Here is a 19,185-nt window from a genome sequence, read left to right as displayed (position 1 = left end):
AATATGCAAAGGTTTAAACAATATAATTTTAAAAGTAAAGCACTGACTTTATTTAGCCTGTTTCTCGTACTGTTTTTTACTTCTTGTGAAGATGTCGTAACGCTTGATCTGGAAACCGGAGAAACAAGATTAGTGGTAGATGCAGAAATTATTTGGCAAAAAGGAACAAACGGTAACGAGCAAACCATAAAAATTAGTAAAACGGCTCCTTATTATAATAATACAACACCAAAAGTTTCGGGTGCTCAGGTACGAATTGAAAATACTAATGGTGATGTTTTTACCTTCAATGAGACAGAAGCCGGCTCTTATGTATGCACCAATTTTGTTCCTGTTATCGGCATGGATTATACCTTGTACGTTACGGCAGAAGGGCAAAGTTTTACGGCTGTTGAAAAGCTGACTTCGGTAACGCCAATTGATCGTGTAGAACAAGAGATGGTTCCTGATTTTGGAGGCGAAGATGTAATTGAAGTTACCTATTATTATAAAGATCCGGCTGATGCAGTCAATTATTATCTTACAGATTATAAAACAGAATCTTTAATTTTTCCGGAATATGAACTAACAGACGATGAATTATTTAACGGAAATGAAATAAACACAAGATTTTCGAATGAAGATAAACTAAAGTCCGGGCATACGATTGAAATTACACATCGCGGTATTTCTAAGAACTTCTATAATTACATGAATTTAATTTTAGAAGTATACGGAGGAAGTCCATTTTCTATTCCTCCCGGTAACATCAGAGGTAATATTATCAATACAAATGATGTCAATAATTATGCTTTTGGTTATTTCAGGCTTTGTGAAGCAGATAAAGTAGATTATTTGGTGCAATAAAAATTAGGTTGTTAAAATTGATTTGTAATTACATCTGGCATATAAAACAATTTATGTCAGGTGTTTTTTTTAATTCATTTACTAAAAACTAAAACCTCCAAAATCAATGACTTTGGAGGTTTTCAGGTTTTATAAATCAGGTTTTGATTAATATTATTTCATCAGACTAATATTGGTCATACCACCGTCTGAAAGGATTTCGGTACCCACTATAAAAGCCGAATCATCAGATGCTAAAAATACAGCAGCGTTTCCAATATCAGATGGAAGCCCTTGTCTGCCAGCAGGCGTAATATCGATCCAGATTTGTTTTACCTGCTCTAATTGTTCCTGAGGTACTAATTTTCCAAAAACGGGTGTATCAATAGAACCCGGCGAAAGTGTATTGACACGTATTTTTCTCGGCAGCAAATCCAGCGATAAACCTTTGGACAAAGATATTATTGCAGCTTTTGCCGCCGCATAAATAGCCATTCCAGGTGCAGCTCGATGGGCAGCACTTGAACCAATAAGTATGACAGAAGCACCATCATTTAAATATGGAAGTGCTTTTTGTACCGTAAAATAGGCACTTTTCAAATTCAAATCCATATAACTGTCATAGCTTTCTTCAGTAACTTCGTTTATGGTTCCCATAGGAACACCATCTACAACGCCGCCGGCATTTACTACCAGAGCATCAATTTTTCCAAACTTTTCAGCCGTTTTTTTGAATACATTTTCCAAATCATCGCTGTTTGTGACATCACCTTTAATTGCTATAAAATCTTTGCCTAAAGCATTTAGGGCAACATCCAATGTTTTTTCATTTCTTCCCGTAATTGTACCAACGGCACCTGCGTTTTTAAATGCTTCTGCAATACCAAATCCAATACCGCTATTACCGCCTGTAACAACCGTTACTTTATTTTTTAATTTGCTCATTTTCTTTTAATCTTGAATATTTAATTATTAATAATTTGAGGAAGATTTATACACCGTAAATACCTCCGGAAACAGAAATTTTTTCTCCTGTAATCCAACCAGCATCATCAGAAGCAAGAAATACGGCCACTTTTGCAATATCTTCCGGTTGTCCTGTACGGCCAAGCGGTGTGTTGGCAACAAATTTTGTTTCGGCCTCACTGCCAATAAAACCTGCGCTATGCGAACCCTCAGTTTCTACAATACCCGGCAAAATAGAATTGATACGGATATTTCTTCCGCTGAATTCTTTAGACAAAGCAATCGTAATGGCATCTAAAGCTGCTTTTGTAGCAGAATAAACCGATCCTGTTGCAAGTGGTGTTTTACCGGCTTCAGAACTGATATTGATAATGTTACCACCTTTATCGCCAAACAATTTTAGCGAAGCCTGAATGGTTAGTAATGATCCCAAAACATTGATATTGAATTGCTGATGAAAAGAATCTGCTGAGAATTCTTCGATTGGGGCATATTGATAAATACCGGCATTATTTACCAAAATATCCAATGTGCCAAAAGCATTTTTTGTTTCTTCGAATAATATAGCTACTTCTGATTCTTTTGATACATCGGCTTTTACAGCAATAGCTGTTCCTCCATTATCTGTTATTGCTTTTACAACTTTTTCTGCATCTTCTTTGCTTGATGCATAATTGACAACAACTTTGGCACCTTCTGCCGCAAAATATTTAGCTATAGAAGCTCCAATTCCTTTTGATGCGCCTGTTACTATTGCCACTTTGTTTTTTAATTTATTCATGTTTTTATTTTTATGATTTTACAAAGGCAAATTTAGAGCAGATTAATTTATTTTAGTAACTTTGTAACTAAAAGTAACAGTAACCTTGAAGTAACAAAGTAACCTTATGGAGTGTAAAGTACCTGAAAAAGAGATGCACAAAAAAGAGATGATGGCAGTCCAGGATTCAATGGATGTGCTGAGCGGAAAATGGAAAATTGCGATTATTTCCTCTGTTTGTTATTATAACAAAAGAAGATTTTCGGATATTTTGAATGATGTAGTAGGTATTTCAAACAAAATGCTGAGCAAAGAATTAAAAGAGCTTGAAATAAATAAATTAATCAGGCGAACAGTTTTAGAAACGCAGCCAATAAGTGTTCAGTACGAGCTTACGGAACATGGCAAAACTCTGCAGACAATAATTAATAATCTGACAGAGTGGGGCATAGAACACCGAAAAAAGATAATTGAATAATAGAGATGTTATTAAAAAATAAACCAGACAAATAAAATAAATGTCTGGTTTATAAAGTATTGTTTTGTCTTTAGAATTAATTCAATACAGCATCATTTGCATAAACGACACCTTCGTAGCAGGCGTTGTAAATATCTTTCAATTCTTCTACGCTGGTTACACGCGGATTAAAACCGGTGCATGGATCAATGAATGCGTTGTTTGCAATATAATCCAGGTTTTTATCCCAGTCTTCTTTTGAAATTCCGAATTCTTTTAGAGACGAAATATTATTCACTCTTTTTCTTAATCCTTCAATTGCCTGCGCCAATTCTTCGGCAGTTTGCAGTCCAATTACTTTTGCCAATGACGGAAATTTATTTGTAGCTACGCTATTATAACGAATAACATTTGGTAAAAATATAGCATTTGCGCTTCCGTGTGGAATACCGTATAGAGCACCAACCTGATGAGATAATGAGTGAACAATTCCTAACCAGGCATTATTAAAAGCCAAACCTCCCATAAAAGAAGCATCGTGCATGTTTTGACGAGCCGTAATATTTGATGGATTTTTTACAGCTTCTTCCAGATTGTCAAAAACAATTTCTAATCCGCCTTTTGATAATACATCAGCAAAATTATCATCAATGTTAGAAACATAAGCTTCAACGCAATGTGTTAAAGCATCCAATCCTGTATTTGATGTAACGTGAGCAGGCATAGACGCACAAATTTCTCCATCGATTATAGCAATATCCGGAGTTAATTCGTAAGATACAATTGGGTATTTTACCCCTTTTTCACGATCTGTAATTACCGCTAAACCAGTTGTTTCAGTACCAGTTCCGCTTGTAGAAGGAATTGCGATAAATTTAGCTTTGTTTCTTAATACAGGAACACTGAAAGGTTTAATAAGCGAATCAAATTCAGTTTCAGGATGTTCGTAAAAAATCCACATTGTTTTGGCTGCATCAATAGCAGAACATCCACCAATACCTACGATCCAGTCTGGCTGAAACGCACGCATAGCTTCTGCACCTTTAAAACTTGTAGCAGATGACGGATCTTCTTCAACACCATCAAAAACAAAAGTTTCAATTCCTGCTTCTTTCAAAAAAGCTACAGCTTTGTCAAGCGTTCCGCTTTTTTTCATAGAGCTTCCGCCGGTTACAACAAAAGCTTTTTTACCTTTTATATTTTTTAATTCTTCAAGACTTCCCGGACCGTGGAAAACCTCTCCTGCAACAAATAATTTGCTCATCTTTAATAGTATTTAATTATTGATGCAAAGTTAAAGGTGCGGGCGGGGCAGGATGTTATACAAACAAGACTATGCGGTATAAATTTGCGCCAATTCCTGCTGCAGTTCGGTAGGAGTTTCTTTTAGTTTTGCCCTGACGAATTTATTAAGTGCCGAAGGAGAACTAAATCCAAGGTCGAATGCAATTTCCTTGTGAGAAAGATCAGAAAACAATAATTGTCTTTTGATTTCGGTCAGGATGCGGTTATGAATCGCATTTATGGCCGTTTCTCCACAATGTTTTTTGGTTATTTCGTTGAGTTTTTTTGGACTAATTGAAAGCTGAGAAGCATAATACTGTACCGTACGCTCGCTTCTGTATTGTTGGTTTAAGAGTTTCTTGAAACCAATATAAATATGTTGATTTGTTTTTTGATGCAATACAGGATGTTGTCCGTGAATAGATTCTATAAGTCCCAATAAAAAAACTTTAATGTAAAAACGGGCTTGTTCTTTTTTGACAAGACTTGGTTTATTGTAAATATTCTGGATACTTTTTACAAGCGTAATTGCTTCTTCAAATTCCTCATTGGAAAGTGCCGTACAATTAAGATTGGCAGAAAGATTGACATTATAAGGACTTAATTCATTCTTTAGTATATCGGAACAAAATAATACTTCTTCAAATAAAATTATTTTACCGGTTAAATCTTTACTGAAATTAGAAATAAAGCAAATTTGTTCCGGAAAAATGATAGAAATTTTTCCTGCTTTTAGAAAATGAATTTTGTCTTCGATCTGAACATCAACTTTTCCTGTTTCTACAATAATAATCAAAAAGTGATCATTTTTGTGAGGCTGCTGATAGTTTTCAATATGTTTTTTGTCTAAATCAAAAACGCGGAAAGATAAATTTTTGTCTTCTGCTTTTTCAATAATTTTTTTGATCTCTGACCTTTTTATATTCATTTTAAAAATTGCTGTTTTGGCAAATTTACGCAAACTTATTCAGGTCATGGGGAAACTTGACTCAAAAACTATTCAATAAGTTACCATTATACTTTAATAATCAAAGAGAAATTTATTGCAAATCAAAGATTTACATGATGAAATATTCATGGTTTTTTTGTTGATGTGAATGGAATTTTATTGCCATAATTTTTACAGATTTGATTTAAATTGTCTGTTTTTCCTCAGATTTCGGGTCAGTTCGCTTTATTTTTCGTACCTTAAAATCAAATTAATAAAAAAGATGATGACAAAATTAAGAATTTCATTGATCAATATTCACGGACTTTTGAAAGGCTCAGGTCTTGAGATTGGCAGAGATGCTGATAATGGAGGACAAACTAAATATGTATACGAACTTGCCGAATTTTTATCACAACATGCAGATGTTGAGCATGTTGATTTATTTACCAGATTGATTGACGATCGCAGTCTTTCTCCAGAATATGCAGTACCTATTGAAGTAGTAAATGAAAAATTGACCATAAGGCGAATTCCCTTTTTAGGGAAAAAATACAAACCGAAAGAACAATTATGGGAAGGTCTTGATACTTTTGTAAACGGAATTGTTCAGCATATTAAAGTTCACGACATATTTCCCAACTGGATTCATTCTCATTACGGAGATGCGGGTTATGTGGCGAGCGAATTATCGATAATCCTGAATATTCCTTTTGCTCATACCGGACATTCGTTAGGTTTTCATAAAAGAAAAAAATTGCTCGAAAGCGGGATAGACGAACAGGAACTCGAAAAGAAATTTAAGTTTAAAGCCAGAATTGCCGCAGAAGAAAGGACACTCGAATTATCAGAATTTATTGTTACTTCGACAGAGCAGGAAATAGAAACTTATAAACCGTATAAAAATTTTGATTTAGCCAAATACCACGCCATTTCTCCCGGTATTGATACCAGAAAATTTGTTCCCTATTATCATCTCGAACAGGATTTGGATAAGCAAATGGAAGAAGAACAAAGAAAATATTGGGTTGCAGAAACCATTTCTAAGTTTCTTATAAATCCCCACAAGCCCTTTATTTTGGCACTTTCAAGGCCAGATCGCCATAAAAATCTTCATACACTTATTGAAGTTTACGGCAAAGACAAAGAACTGCAAAGCATCGCTAATCTGGTTATTTTTGCAGGTATCCGAAAAGATATTTCACAAATGCCGGAATCAGAAAAAGACGTATTAACAGATTTACTGCTGTTAATGGATAAGTACGATTTATACGGGAAAATGGCAATTCCGAAAAAGCATGATGTAGAAAATGAAGTTTCGATTATTTACCGTTATGCGGCCGAAAAAAGAGGTGTATTTGTCAATCTGACGCTGCATGAAAATTTCGGTTTAACCGTAATAGAATCAGCCAGTTCTGGTTTGCCTGTTGTGGTGACCAAAAACGGAGGGCCATCTGAAATTATACCGACCTGCCAAAACGGAATATTGGTAGATCCTTTAGATGTAAATGAAATTAAAAAAGCGGTGCGAAATATATTAACCGATGAAAATCAATGGAAATATTATTCGAATAACGGAGCCATCAATATTCAAAAACATTACAGTTGGTTAAGTCATGTTAATCAATACGTTGAATTAATTAATGAGAATCTGACGCTTTCATCTGGTTCCGGAATTAAAAACAGACACTATCCAAATATCAATATTGAGCGTTTAAAAAGAAAAGTCGAAAATTTATTAGTTTCGGATATTGACGGAACCCTGATTGAACCCAAATTAAATAATCCGGGTTTAAAAGAATTAAAAGTGCATTTAGTAAATCGCACCAATAAAATGGCTTTTGCCCTCGCATCCGGAAGAAATTTGACGCTGGTAAAAAAAGTAATTGATGAAGAACAATTTCCGCTACCGGATTTTATTATTTGCTCTGTTGGAACCGAAATTTATTATACAAATGGTACGGATTACATTTTAGATAAAGGCTGGGCGACTTTTTTATCAGGAAGATGGAAAAGAGATGATATTGAAAATCGTTTAAAAGCAATTCCGTGGATGAAACTCCAGGAAGATGAAGCTCAAAATCCTTTTAAGATCTCCTATTATTATGATAAGGAAAAATACGATCATGAAGAGTTAGTCAAGGCTTTAGGAAAGGGATGGTATAAAATCAACATTATTCCGAGTCACGGACAGTTTCTGGATTTTATTCCCAAAAGAGCTTCAAAAGGAAACGCAATTAAATTTTTATGCCGTAAATGGGCAATTCCTTTGTCTAACGTAATTGCGGCAGGAGATTCAGGAAATGATATCGACATGTTTAGAGGTGCAATAAAAGGAATTATTGTAGGAAACAGAAGTATGGAATTAGATCATTATGAAACAACCAAAAGTATTTTTGTGGCAAAAAGTTCAGCATCTTTAGGAATTTTAGAAGGATTAAAACATTATAAAATAATAAAATAATATGTATTCAGGTTCAGGTTTTAGCAGTTGGGAAATAGGCGATGTTGATGTTTTTATTGATGAAAACGGACTTCATCATTTGTTTCATTTGATTATTCCTAATCATGATTATATCGCACATGCCGTATCGCGTGATGGTCTTTCCTGGAAAAGAGTAAAAAATGCTTTGTGGGTTGGAGATCCCGGAGAATGGGATGACGATATGTTATGGACGATGCACGTAAGTAAAAACACAGCGGGAGAAGGTTACGAAATGTATTATACAGGATTAAAGCGCAAGGATAAAGGAATAATGCAAAAAGTAGGAAGGGCAGTTTCTCCGGATTTAATTCATTGGACGAAAGAAAACGAATATGGTCTTCCTTTAAAAAGTCAGGCACCTTATTATGAAAGTTCGGCCAATAATCCCCGCGAATGGATTAGTTTTAGAGATCCGTATAAGTATGAATTTGAGGGAGAAGATTATTTGCTAATTTGCGCCAGAAGTGCCATCGGACCAACTTACAGAAGGGGATGTATTGGTGTAGCAAAAAGAGAAGCTACTGGTTTTGTGCTTCAAAAGCCGCTGCATGTTCCGTATGTATATGATGATGTGGAATGCCCTTGCGTAGTCGAAATAAAAGGAATGCATTATTTGTTGGGTTCGATTCGCGAAGATATTAAAGTTCGTTATTGGTTCTCTCCTGATTTTAAAGGAGAATATCATGCTTTTCATAATAATGTGCTAATGCCACAAGGCAATTATGCCGCAAGAATTGTAAAGGAAGGCGATTATTTTTTGATCTACAATTTTTATTTTGTGGGAGGAAATGTCAACACACATCGCGTAATTCCGCCACCAAAACAATTAGATGTTGATACCAGCGGCAGACTTTTATTAAAAACCTATCACCATTGGGAAACGATTTATCAGAGAACAATTGCGCAAAAGAACTTACCAATTCCGGTGCCTATTTTAGGAAATCCATCTGCAAATTTTGTTTTAGAACATGAAAATAAGTGGCGTTTTGGATGCCGAAGCGGTTACGAAGTTTTTTGTTTTGAAAAACCATCCAATGATTTTGTGTGGGAAGGAACACTGGCGGTTGAAGGAATGGGAAAAACAGGTTTTGTAATTGAGTGCGACGAAGAAGGAACTGCCTATTATGTTTCAATTGATTTTGTAAATGGTTTTGTCCAGTTTCGAGCGTGGGGATTTAATGAAAAAGACGTCAAAAACAATTTTATCTTCGAAAATATTCAAACGAATCAATTTGAAATTGTCGATAAAAAAGAAATCTACTTTAAAATAATCCGTCACGGAAATTACTATGAAGTATCGATCAATGAAGTGGTTAAATTAACTTTATTGGATTTTAAATACAGCGAAGGAAAAATAGGGGTCTATGTTTGTTCTGCCATTGTATCCTTAAAAGATTCAAAGATTCACGTAATTCCAGAACCGGAAAATGAATACGCAACTTCAGATCCAAATAAAGCTTTTGATGAATATTTGAAAAAATCGCATTAAGAAGAAAGAGGATAGAGGGAAGAGAATAGAAGCAAGACAATAGAAGCAAGAGAATAGAGGCAAGAGGATAGAAGAAAGAAAGAGAGATGAATATAGCCCAAGGTTTCAACCTTGGGGGACATGCATAATAAAAATACATTATGTCCCAACGGTTGAAACCGTTGGCAATGTTTACAAGTAAAATAAATTATGGCTTTTACGAATTTGCATGAATTAATTTTAAGATCAACTATTAAAAAATTAGTGCAAATTCGTGAAATTCGTGAAATTCGTGTTTAAATGTTATTATTAAGTTGTAAAATGTTTCCAAAAGCTGCTGCAGCCTTGTGAACCTGAATAACCCAGTCATCAGCGGCATTATCATCGGCACCATCTGAAATATATTTTAGACATAAAAACGGGATATTTTCTTTCATGGCAATCATGGCAAGTGCATAAGCTTCCATATCTACCACATCATATATTTTGGTGGCGTGACCCATCTCAAAACTATCACCTGTTCCACAAATACCTATTTGCAGGTTATCCATTGCCAAACCATAGTCAAGAATTACTGGTAAATTAGAAAGCGGAGTTTCATATTGTGCAAATCCCAAACCTCTCACATCCATATCTCTTTGCACAAATTTAGTACAGCAAATAATGTCGCCTTTTTGAAAAGAATTGCTTCCTGCTGATCCAAGATTAACGATTAAAGATGGTTTTTTGTTTTGAATAACTTTGGTTAATTCATAAGCTGCATTTACTTTTCCGATTCCGGTAATGAGCGTATTTTGACCAACGAAAATATCTGCTGCTTCAGATTCTAATGCAAATGAGAATAATACATCTTTTAATGGAAAAGATAATTCGGGTGTAATTTTTATCATTAAATAAGTTTATTTTTCGATATGCAAAGATGCTCATTTCAACTAAATAATAGGTCATGGAAAGAAAGGATTTATGTCAATTTTTTATTGTTCAGATAAGAGATCAGATAGTACGTAATACTTTATTTATTGTTAAAAATTAAAAAAAACAGTTTTAAACTATATTAATTCGATAGAATTTATATATATTTGTAGAGTAGAAAATTTCTACATGACTTATCCAGAAAGACTGAGGGAATAGGCCCGATGATGTCTTAGCAACCTGTTGCCAAATAAGGTGCTAAATCCTTCCGCTACGGCGGACAGATAAGAAAGATTTCGTTTAGTAAATCTGAATAAGCTCATCATTATTAAATTTTTTTATCATTAAAATGAAAGCTGAGCTATTATTATACGCCAATTTTACAGAAACCAATCTGCTATTTCAGGAAAATAAATCTTTAGTTTTTCGAATGCACGGCAGGTAATTTTTTCTAGTCTATTTCCCTTTATTGACGTTACGTTAGGCCATTTCAAATTGGTCAGGGAACACTTATGTTCAATTTTAAATCAAATTATTATGAAAAATATCTTATTAAGCAACACTAATAATCAACTGCGATATATCGGTTACAAAACCTTAAAAAATCACTTCGAAAATTTGGATTCTTCCAAAGATTCAACGAGAAATAAAATATGTTAATTTAAAATGATAGGGAAATGAATGTTATTGAGAAGCAAGTAAAAACAAGCCAATTAGAAAAGTATTTTTCGAAATTTAGAGAAAATACAATAGGAGTAAATCACATTTTTGAATCCATTTACGGAAAACAAAATTTATTATATGCTGACTGGGTTGCCAGCGGAAGATTATATATTCCGATTGAAGATATAATGCTCAATAAAATAGGTCCGATGATTGCCAATACGCATTCATTTTCAAGTCAAACCGGAAAAGCTTCCACGTATGCTTATCAGCATGCCAGAGCAGTAATTAAAAAACACGTTAATGCTAATGAGTCTGATGTTTTGGTTACCACAGGAACCGGAATGACAGCAGCTTTATCTAAATTGCAGCGTTATCTGGGTTTGCGTACTGCCGATAATAAATTTCATTCTAAAAAAACTGAAGACGAAACAGATAAACCAGTCGTTTTTATTACTCACATGGAACATCATTCTAATCAGGTTCCGTGGTATGAAACCAATGCCGATGTGGTTATTTTGCCTGCCGACGAGAACAATTTGGTAAACCCCGAAATTCTTGCTGAGAAAATAAAAAAATACGCAGATCGAAAACTGAAAATCGGCTCTTTTACGGCTTGCTCAAATGTATCCGGAATAATTACACCTTATCATGAATTGGCCAAAATCATGCATCAAAATGGTGGTTTTTGCTTTGTTGATTTTGCAGCTTCTGCACCTTATGTAAAAATTAATATGCATCCTGAAGATCCTGAAGAACAATTAGATGCGATTTTCTTTTCTCCACATAAATTCCTGGGCGGCCCCGGAACCTGCGGGGTTTTGGTTTTTAATGAAAAGTTATACAAAAGCAACATTCCCGATAATCCGGGCGGAGGAAACGTAAAATGGACAAATCCATCCGGAGGATATCAATATAGTGACATAATAGAAGTAAAAGAAGATGGCGGAACTCCAGGATTTTTGCAGGTAATAAGAACTGCTTTGGCTCTGGAACTAAAAGACCAGATGAAAGTAGAAAACATAAAAAACAGAGAAAAAGAATTGCTTGATCTTTGTTATGCAGCGTTTAGTAAAATTCCGGGTTTATCTATTTTGGGAGATATTACAACCGAAAGAATTGGCTGCGTTTCTTTTGTAATCGAAAACATTCATTACAATTTGGTTGTTAGACTTTTAAATGACCGTTTCGGAATTCAGGTTCGTGGCGGTTGGTCCTGCGCCAGCACTTATGCACATTATTTGTTTGATATTGATGAAGAAAAATCAAAAGAAATAACCAACGAATTACTTCAGAAAAATCAAACCAATAAACCGGGATGGGTTCGTTTATCCCTGCATCCAATCATGACAAATGAAGAACTTTTGTTTATTTGTGATGCTATACAGCAAGTTGCGCAAAATTATCAGGAATGGCAAAAAGATTATAAATACAATAGTTCTTCTAATGAATTTGAGAATGTTATAATTGGAGAAGATATTGAAAAAGAGGTACAAAAATGGTTTGAGCTCGGGTAATATAAATGTGCTTTTTAATAAAATTTAAAAACTCATTTCATTACCGAAATGAGTTTTTTTTTGCTAAAACCTGTTATCAGTTTAAAATAATTCCAATTGATTATTAGGGTTTGAAGGTTTGCTTTTTGGAGGTTTGGCATCTCCAAAAATAGTTCTTCCGCCATATTTGTGCGATTCATCACGTTCTCTTTGAATCAGGGCATCAAAGTTAGAATTGGGTGTAAAACTTTCTTCGGCTTTTCTTGAAATCTCTGATAATTTTTGAATTGCCTGTATTTTGTCACTATTTCCAATTTTAGCACGATTAATTGCCCTTTGCAAAGTATCAATTGTTTCATCATAAATTTTTACAGGAACAGGAAACGGATGCCCGTCTTTTCCGCCATGAGCGAAAGAAAAACGTGCCGGATCTTCAAATCGGGTAGGAGTGCCGTAAATTATTTCACTAACCAATGCTAACGATTGTAAAGCTCTTGGTCCCATTCCTTTTAAAAGCAATAATTCTTCAAAATCTTCCGGTTTATTTTCGTGGGTTGCCCATAACATTGCGCCCAATCTTTTCATATTTACATCTTCCATTCTCACATCGTGATGTGCAGGCATAGAAAGATGCTGCATTTCTTTCATGATTCTTGTTGGAGATTCTTTAGATAATTCTAAAATACCTTCTCTGGATTTTGTGGCCGCCTCAGCCGTAAGATTTAAGATTGTGCCTTGATTTTCGCCATAAATAAAAGTATGAGGCTCATTTATAAAGGATTTTAAATCTTGCGAATGCCAATGATATCTTCTGGCAGTTTGGGAGTCAGGATTCATTCCTTGCTGAATAACAGCCCATTGTCCTTTATTGTCAACGATAAAATTATGCTGGTACAATTGAAATCCGTCCTGAATGGCCGTGTTGTCAACTTTGGCAGTTAGTCTGCTGCAATTTGCAAGATCATTTCCGTCAAGGCCTGTTTTTTCGCCAACAAATAAAAGTTCCTGAGGAGTTAGCATGGAATGTTTGCCTTTGCCTCCGCAAATATATATTCCCAATTCTTTTGAATGCGGGTTTACTGATTTTTTTAAGGCTCCAAGTACAGAAGTTGTAATGCCCGAAGAATGCCAATCCATGCCCATCACGGCACCAAAACTCTGAAACCAAAAAGGATTGCTTAGTTTGCTTATTACTTCAGAAGTAGAAAATTCCATAGCAATCGTTTCTACAATCGCAAAACCAAGTTTAGACATTCTTTCAGCAAGCCACAATGGAACATGCCCATAATGTAAAGGAAGATCTGCTGTACCGGAACGTTTCATTTGATAGAATTTGGATTACTGCAAAATTAAGCAAAATAGTTTAAAACGCTTATTTGCAAAAGAAATGATTAAGAATACATTAGCATATTTTATTAAATAACAGATTGTTATCAGCAAAATAAAAACCGCCGGATTTTGCCCAGCGGTTTAGATTACTTTTTATAAAATTCCGATTTTTGATATACAGATTTATCTATTTACATCATCTTCTGTATAGGTATCATCATCTTCAGGTTCGGCAGTAGTTGCATTATATTCATCCAACGTTCTTCTGTCGGGATCATTATTCTTTTTTAAATCTTCATCCAGATACTGCGGTCTATTGGTGTTTTTTTGAAAATCGGGATCAATATTATCGTTATCATCCAGTCTGTGCTGAATTGGATGCTCATTAGATTTCTCATTATATTGATCTCTTTTTCCGGAAGTATCAGCCTGATTCTGATTTAGTATAGTATCCTTGCTTTCCATGGTTTCAGATTTATTCGCCTGATTATCTGATCTGTCGTTTCTGTGGTCTGAAGTATTCATAATAATAAGTTTATAGTTAATAATTAATTCAAGTTGCTAATAAAAAAAGTATAATCCCTACGGGATATTTCTAGGGTGTTACTTTCGTTTCTACCAATATTTAACTCCTAACGGAGTAATAAAAATATCTCGCAAAGACGCAAAATCGCAAATATTTTGTCATTTCGACGGAGGAGAAATCTCCACAAGTAACTCCGCAAAGAGAATCCAATCTTTGTCGAGCTTCTCACGGAGATTTCTCCTCCGTCGAAATGACAATATTGTGTTTAAACTTTGCGGCTTTGCAAGAAAAATTATTGTTCAAAAAGCTTAACTTAATGACATTGTCCCGTAGGGACTACACTTATTAATTAGCAATTGAATTCATTACAAATCTATAGACAACAAATAAGAATAAATTATACTTTTTCGATCTTTAATTGTATTATTATCAGTTGTTTACTTTGAAGTTGCATTTAATAATTTATGGACATTTTGTAATTTTTGGCATCGAATAGTAGAATTTTTTCTCTTTCATTTTTATTTAATTTGATATATAAAATTACAGTGCTAAACAATGTTCATTTTTTAACTAAAAATAACTTATTATGAAAATACCTAGAGAAATTATTAATGGGATTTATATATTTTTAGGAATTGCTGCTTTCTTCTTATTACTGGAAGTTTTAAATCTTGCTCATCTTTTTTATCTGCGTTTATTAAATGTACTTTTTATTTTTTATGGCGTAAACAGAACTTTAAAAATGAATCTTGCTGATGGTAAGAACAGTTTTGTTCCCAACGCAATTTCGGCTATGGTAACTTCTTTTACGGGTGTGGTTATTAGTATTATAGCATTACTTATTTATAGTTATGCTAAAGGAGGAGACAAATACGTAAAATCATTATCAGAAGCGTTTATGTTTGGAGGTGAGCCATCGGTAGCAACATATTCTTTGTGTCTGTTTTTTGAGGGAACGGCTTCTTGTATAATTGTTACATTGCTACTAATGTTATATTGGAATAACAAATATAAAGCCGACTAAACTTCGTAATTATAAAAAACAACCGGAACTTTACTATAAATATAACCTGCATTGCAATTGCAGGTTTTTTTATTTTAAAAGAATCAAAACTGTTGCCAATGACTTGAACAATTTCTCTTCATTTTTAACTTAACACACAGTTCATGTTTAAATTAACTTGCAATTGTAAACTTGCGAGTTAAATAATATACAATGATTCGAGTATTACTAGTATTTTGTCTTTCTACACTATATTCTTTTGGACAGCAGATAAAATTTGAAAACTTCACAACAAACCAGGGCTTATCAAATAATTCGGTACTTGATATAGAAAGCGATAAAGATGGCGGCCTGTGGATTGCAACCTGGGACGGTCTGAATTATTTTGATGGTTACAGCTTTAAGATTTTTAAGAACAATTTTAAAGATCATAAAACAGTTTCAAGCAATTATATTACAAAATTAGAAAAAGATGCGTTGGGGCAAATCTGGCTCATTACAAAAGAAGGTAATGTAAACCAATATCTTGGAAATGATGAATTTGCAGCATTTAAGTTTAAAAGCACTCCAAAAGGGATTCATTTGTCTCAAAAGGGAAATATAGTAGTAGAAACAAATACGGCTTATTATGAATTTAAAAATAATTCTTTTGTTGAAATACCTCAAAATAATGTACAAAGAACAGATTTTGAAAATCTAAAAAGTATTTTACTTAGAAAATATCCTAAACTTATTATCAATGATATTTTAAAAGACAAGCTAGGAAATATATGGTTTGCCACTCGCGAAAATGGATTGTATATTATTACAAATGAATCTAATGAAAATAATATTGAACATTTTACCTCTGATTTGTATGCACCATATTCTTTCACAAATAATGAAATAGAAACACTTCATGAGGATGATTTTGGGAATATCTGGTTAGGGCAAAAAGATGGCGGTTTGAGTATGGCATTTACCGGTTCTGAAAAAATAAATTCTGTTATGCCGCATCCTATAAAAGAACCTAATCTGCCGGATGAAACCATTAGGGCAGTTACCAAAGACAGCAAAGGAAAAATCTGGTTGGGTTATTATACAAGAGGACTTTATTGCTACAACGACAGAAGCCACTTATATGAAAAATTTAAAATAGACAAAGCTGCTTCAAGTCCGGATTGGGAACGAATAAGAACTTTGTTTACGTCAAGCGATGGAACAGTTTGGGCGGGAACTTACAAAGGAATTTTGCGTATTTCTGATAATAAATGTACCAGCTATGAAACAAGCAATATCAAAGGAATGCCTGTTAACAGATGTTATTCTATGTTTGAAGATCAAAACAAACAGCTTTGGATGGGATGCTGGGGAGGTTTGGCAAAATTTAATTTGTCAACCGAAAAGTTTGAAACATTTAAAGGCCAGGAATTATTAAATAAATACAATATAAGATGCGTTAAAAAAAACAATCAAAACCTTATTCTGGCGACAGAAAATAACGGAGTGATTGTATTTAATTTAACGACGAGCGCTTTAAAAAAAATCACTACCAAAGATGGAATTTTAGGCAATAGTGTCTATTCTGTTTTTGTCGATAATGAATCAGATAATTACTGGATTGCTTCTTTGGGAGGTATAACCGTTTTTAATAAAAAAACCGGCGTAATAAAAAATATTACAGAGGCTGAAGGATTGCCAAGTCATATGGTTTACGGACTTATTGATAATGGAAATAAAATCTGGGTTAGCACCACAAAAGGACTCGCTTCTATTGATAAGAAAAAATATACCATAACTTCTTATAACCCGGATCACGGCTGGCAGGCACCCGAATTTTCTGAAGGAGCCTATCATCAGGATTCAAAGGGGAATTTGTTTTTTGGAGGCATAAACGGACTTAATTATTTTAATCCCGGAACCATTCATACGGAAAATTCAAAAGCACGAGTAAAATTGAAAATCGATGGTAATGAAAATTATCCGGCAGAAATAGAAAAAAGTTTTAGTGATAATGAATTGGAAATTGAAATAATACCAATACTATTTCCAAAAGCCAAAAGAAGTGATATTTATTACAAACTCGAAGGAAATGATGAGGAATGGATTCCTTTGGGTGCTAACAATAAAATAGAATATACTGATTTATCTTCCGGAGATTATGCCTTTATGATAAAACAGGGCAAAAACGGAATTCCTGAACCTGCATTTTTTACGCTTCACATTACCGAAGCATTTTACGAATCGGCATTGTTTTATATCCTGTTATCAGGTTTTATATTGCTCGTTTGTGTAATCGTAATTTATGTGAAAAATAAAAGAGCGCTTGTCGAGCAAAAATATCTGGAAGAACTTGTAAAAGCGCGTACGAATGTTATTGAAAAGCAGAAAAAAAACCTGGAAGAAATTAATGCAGAACTGGATAAAAAAAACAAAAAAATAGAAGAGCAAAAAGAGAAACTTTTGATTCTGCACAGTAATTTTAAAAATGAAAATTTTGAAATTGAAAAGTTTAAAACCTTTATGCTGGCAGAATTTCAGGATCCGATAGCGAGAATAATTGAAATCTCGAGTTCGTTTAAAAAAGATACAGAAACCCAACGCGCCCTAATGTCACAATCCGGCAAATTGATGAACCTTATTTCTGAATGGAATTACCTCGAACATGTTAAAGAACTTGGGCCAATAAAAAAAACTGCTACAGATTTGTTTCCTGTTTTAAAAAATAATGTCGAAAAACTAAAGAAAGAACTGCAGTTTAATCAGGTCAATTTTAATTGTGAAATAGACAAAACAGATTGTTTTGCCATTATTGATGTATTGCGTTTAAAACTGGCATTGCAGTATTTTTTCAATGATTTCTGCAAATATTCAGACAGAGACAGCACTTTAAGTATTGCAATCACGTATGAAAATAATTTTTTAAAAATTAACGCGGTTTCTGATAGTGTTATCTTAAAAAACAACTGGCAAAATATCGTGCATTATAGTCCTTATTTTAGAGCTTTACAGGTTTTAATACAAGATTTGGAAGGCGAATTGATTCCATCTTCAGAAGAACAATTTCAAACCACAATCTTAATTCCGATAGAGGTTGTTGATCCTGAAACTAACTTTAAAGAAACAATTTCCTGGAAAAATTTTAATTATGAAGATCAGTTTTCTTCAGATAAAAAATGTCTTTTGGTTTTTGGCGATCCATTTAATAATGCGGCCGCAAATCAGGTTTTGGAAAGCGAAAATTACAACCTGATTTTTGAAAGTTCTGTTTCTAATTTAAATGCAATCACAAAACAGATTGATATAGCCGCTTTGGTTTTTTATCAGGCAGCATTCTCCAATGACCTGATTCATTTTTTAAAAACAAACAAAGGAAATACCAATATAAAAATCCCCATGATTTATATCTCAGAAGATATTAATTATGAACTAGACGAACAATTATTGGAAATAGGTATCGATACACATATTAAATTGCCGGCGCGAGCATCATTTATCAGAAAGAAAATTGATAGCCTGATCAATCAAAATGCAGAGCCTTTGCGAGAATATAAAATTCAGCAAAAAATATTTGAGATTCTCACGGAAGACAATGAACATATTACACCAAATGAAAAACTTTTAAAAAGAGCTTTGGAAATAATTAAGGAGGAATTACAAAATCCTTCTTTTAATGTAGAAATGCTTGTGGAGCAGTTGGGGATTTCGAGGGTAAAATGCTATCGTTTGTTTAAAGAAACGCTAAACCAGTCTCCTTTGGATATCTTAATGTCGCTTCGATTACAAAAAGCAGAAGTTTTGCTAAAAACGAAAAGACTGAACATATCCGAGATTAGTTTTGAGTGCGGATATAACGATCCAAAATACTTTGGACGTTCCTTTAAAAAGTATTTTGGCAAAAGTCCGAAGGAATATAAAGAATATAGCACGTAGTTTTTTGTTAGGACTGCATTTACAGAAAGTTAGCCCAATGTTAATGAACAAAAATTACCCTTTTTTGCCGTTAAATCTATCCTAAATTGCATTAAAAGTCCACTTTTGAAATACAAAAATCCTCCTATTGCCGGGATCCATAAAATACTTTTGGCGAAACTAAAAAAGTAT

Annotated in this window: 14 protein-coding genes and 1 riboswitch; of the genes, 7 read left to right on the top strand and 7 right to left on the bottom strand. The window is 33.8% G+C overall.

What is annotated here, in order from left to right; translation table 11 throughout:
- Positions 1 to 3 precede the first annotated feature (3 nt).
- Positions 4 to 846, top strand: a complete 843-nt coding sequence (locus AC4FQ3_RS03815; RefSeq protein WP_491180931.1) for a DUF4249 domain-containing protein — start codon at positions 4 to 6, stop codon at positions 844 to 846.
- Positions 847 to 999: 153 nt separating this feature from the next.
- On the opposite strand, the gene AC4FQ3_RS03810 is transcribed toward AC4FQ3_RS03815, so the two are convergent.
- Both AC4FQ3_RS03810 and AC4FQ3_RS03805 read right to left on the bottom strand, forming a co-directional pair.
- Positions 1,000 to 1,770, bottom strand: a complete 771-nt coding sequence (locus AC4FQ3_RS03810; RefSeq protein ID WP_491180930.1) for an SDR family oxidoreductase — start codon at positions 1,768 to 1,770, stop codon at positions 1,000 to 1,002.
- Positions 1,771 to 1,816: 46 nt separating this feature from the next.
- Positions 1,817 to 2,572, bottom strand: coding sequence for an SDR family NAD(P)-dependent oxidoreductase (locus tag AC4FQ3_RS03805; protein ID WP_491180929.1), 756 nt, complete (start codon positions 2,570 to 2,572; stop codon positions 1,817 to 1,819).
- Between the two features lie 106 nt (positions 2,573 to 2,678).
- Between AC4FQ3_RS03805 and AC4FQ3_RS03800 the strand changes: the two genes are divergently transcribed.
- Positions 2,679 to 3,029, top strand: a complete 351-nt coding sequence (locus AC4FQ3_RS03800) for a winged helix-turn-helix transcriptional regulator (RefSeq protein ID WP_491180928.1) — start codon at positions 2,679 to 2,681, stop codon at positions 3,027 to 3,029.
- Between the two features lie 76 nt (positions 3,030 to 3,105).
- On the opposite strand, the gene AC4FQ3_RS03795 is transcribed toward AC4FQ3_RS03800, so the two are convergent.
- Entirely contained in the window at positions 3,106 to 4,272 is a 1,167-nt protein-coding gene (locus tag AC4FQ3_RS03795) for an iron-containing alcohol dehydrogenase (protein WP_491180927.1), read from the bottom strand.
- A 69-nt stretch (positions 4,273 to 4,341) separates the two neighbouring features.
- On the bottom strand, positions 4,342 to 5,220 hold the full coding sequence (locus AC4FQ3_RS03790) for an AraC family transcriptional regulator (protein ID WP_491180926.1): 879 nt from the start codon (positions 5,218 to 5,220) through the stop codon (positions 4,342 to 4,344).
- Positions 5,221 to 5,503: 283 nt separating this feature from the next.
- Between AC4FQ3_RS03790 and AC4FQ3_RS03785 the strand changes: the two genes are divergently transcribed.
- A complete protein-coding gene (locus AC4FQ3_RS03785; RefSeq protein WP_491180925.1) occupies positions 5,504 to 7,684 on the top strand; it encodes an HAD-IIB family hydrolase in 2,181 nt (726 codons plus the stop codon).
- A gap of 1 nt (position 7,685) precedes the next feature.
- A complete protein-coding gene (locus tag AC4FQ3_RS03780; protein WP_471733282.1) occupies positions 7,686 to 9,194 on the top strand; it encodes a glycoside hydrolase family protein in 1,509 nt (502 codons plus the stop codon).
- A 275-nt stretch (positions 9,195 to 9,469) separates the two neighbouring features.
- Here the strand turns inward: AC4FQ3_RS03780 and AC4FQ3_RS03775 are convergent, their stop codons facing one another.
- A complete protein-coding gene (locus tag AC4FQ3_RS03775; RefSeq protein ID WP_491180924.1) occupies positions 9,470 to 10,063 on the bottom strand; it encodes a 5'-methylthioadenosine/S-adenosylhomocysteine nucleosidase family protein in 594 nt (197 codons plus the stop codon).
- A 213-nt stretch (positions 10,064 to 10,276) separates the two neighbouring features.
- Positions 10,277 to 10,376, top strand: a riboswitch (SAM riboswitch).
- Positions 10,377 to 10,762: 386 nt separating this feature from the next.
- Between AC4FQ3_RS03775 and AC4FQ3_RS03770 the strand changes: the two genes are divergently transcribed.
- Positions 10,763 to 12,265, top strand: coding sequence for an aminotransferase class V-fold PLP-dependent enzyme (locus AC4FQ3_RS03770; protein ID WP_491180923.1), 1,503 nt, complete (start codon positions 10,763 to 10,765; stop codon positions 12,263 to 12,265).
- Positions 12,266 to 12,346: 81 nt separating this feature from the next.
- Here the strand turns inward: AC4FQ3_RS03770 and AC4FQ3_RS03765 are convergent, their stop codons facing one another.
- A complete protein-coding gene (locus AC4FQ3_RS03765; protein ID WP_491180922.1) occupies positions 12,347 to 13,567 on the bottom strand; it encodes a DUF763 domain-containing protein in 1,221 nt (406 codons plus the stop codon).
- 189 nt (positions 13,568 to 13,756) lie between these two features.
- A complete protein-coding gene (locus AC4FQ3_RS03760; protein WP_491180921.1) occupies positions 13,757 to 14,098 on the bottom strand; it encodes a hypothetical protein in 342 nt (113 codons plus the stop codon).
- A 587-nt stretch (positions 14,099 to 14,685) separates the two neighbouring features.
- On the opposite strand from AC4FQ3_RS03760, the gene AC4FQ3_RS03755 reads away from it, so the two are divergent.
- Together AC4FQ3_RS03755 and AC4FQ3_RS03750 are read left to right on the top strand one after the other, a co-directional pair.
- Complete coding sequence (locus AC4FQ3_RS03755) at positions 14,686 to 15,123, top strand: hypothetical protein (RefSeq protein ID WP_042566831.1); 438 nt, start codon at positions 14,686 to 14,688, stop codon at positions 15,121 to 15,123.
- A gap of 192 nt (positions 15,124 to 15,315) precedes the next feature.
- Complete coding sequence (locus AC4FQ3_RS03750) at positions 15,316 to 19,014, top strand: two-component regulator propeller domain-containing protein (protein WP_491180920.1); 3,699 nt, start codon at positions 15,316 to 15,318, stop codon at positions 19,012 to 19,014.
- Positions 19,015 to 19,185: the final 171 nt, after the last annotated feature.

Source organism: Flavobacterium sp. AK-345, from assembly GCF_058310175.1.
The sequence above is the reverse complement of the archived record's forward strand: the minus strand, read 5'-3'. Positions and strand labels throughout refer to the sequence as shown.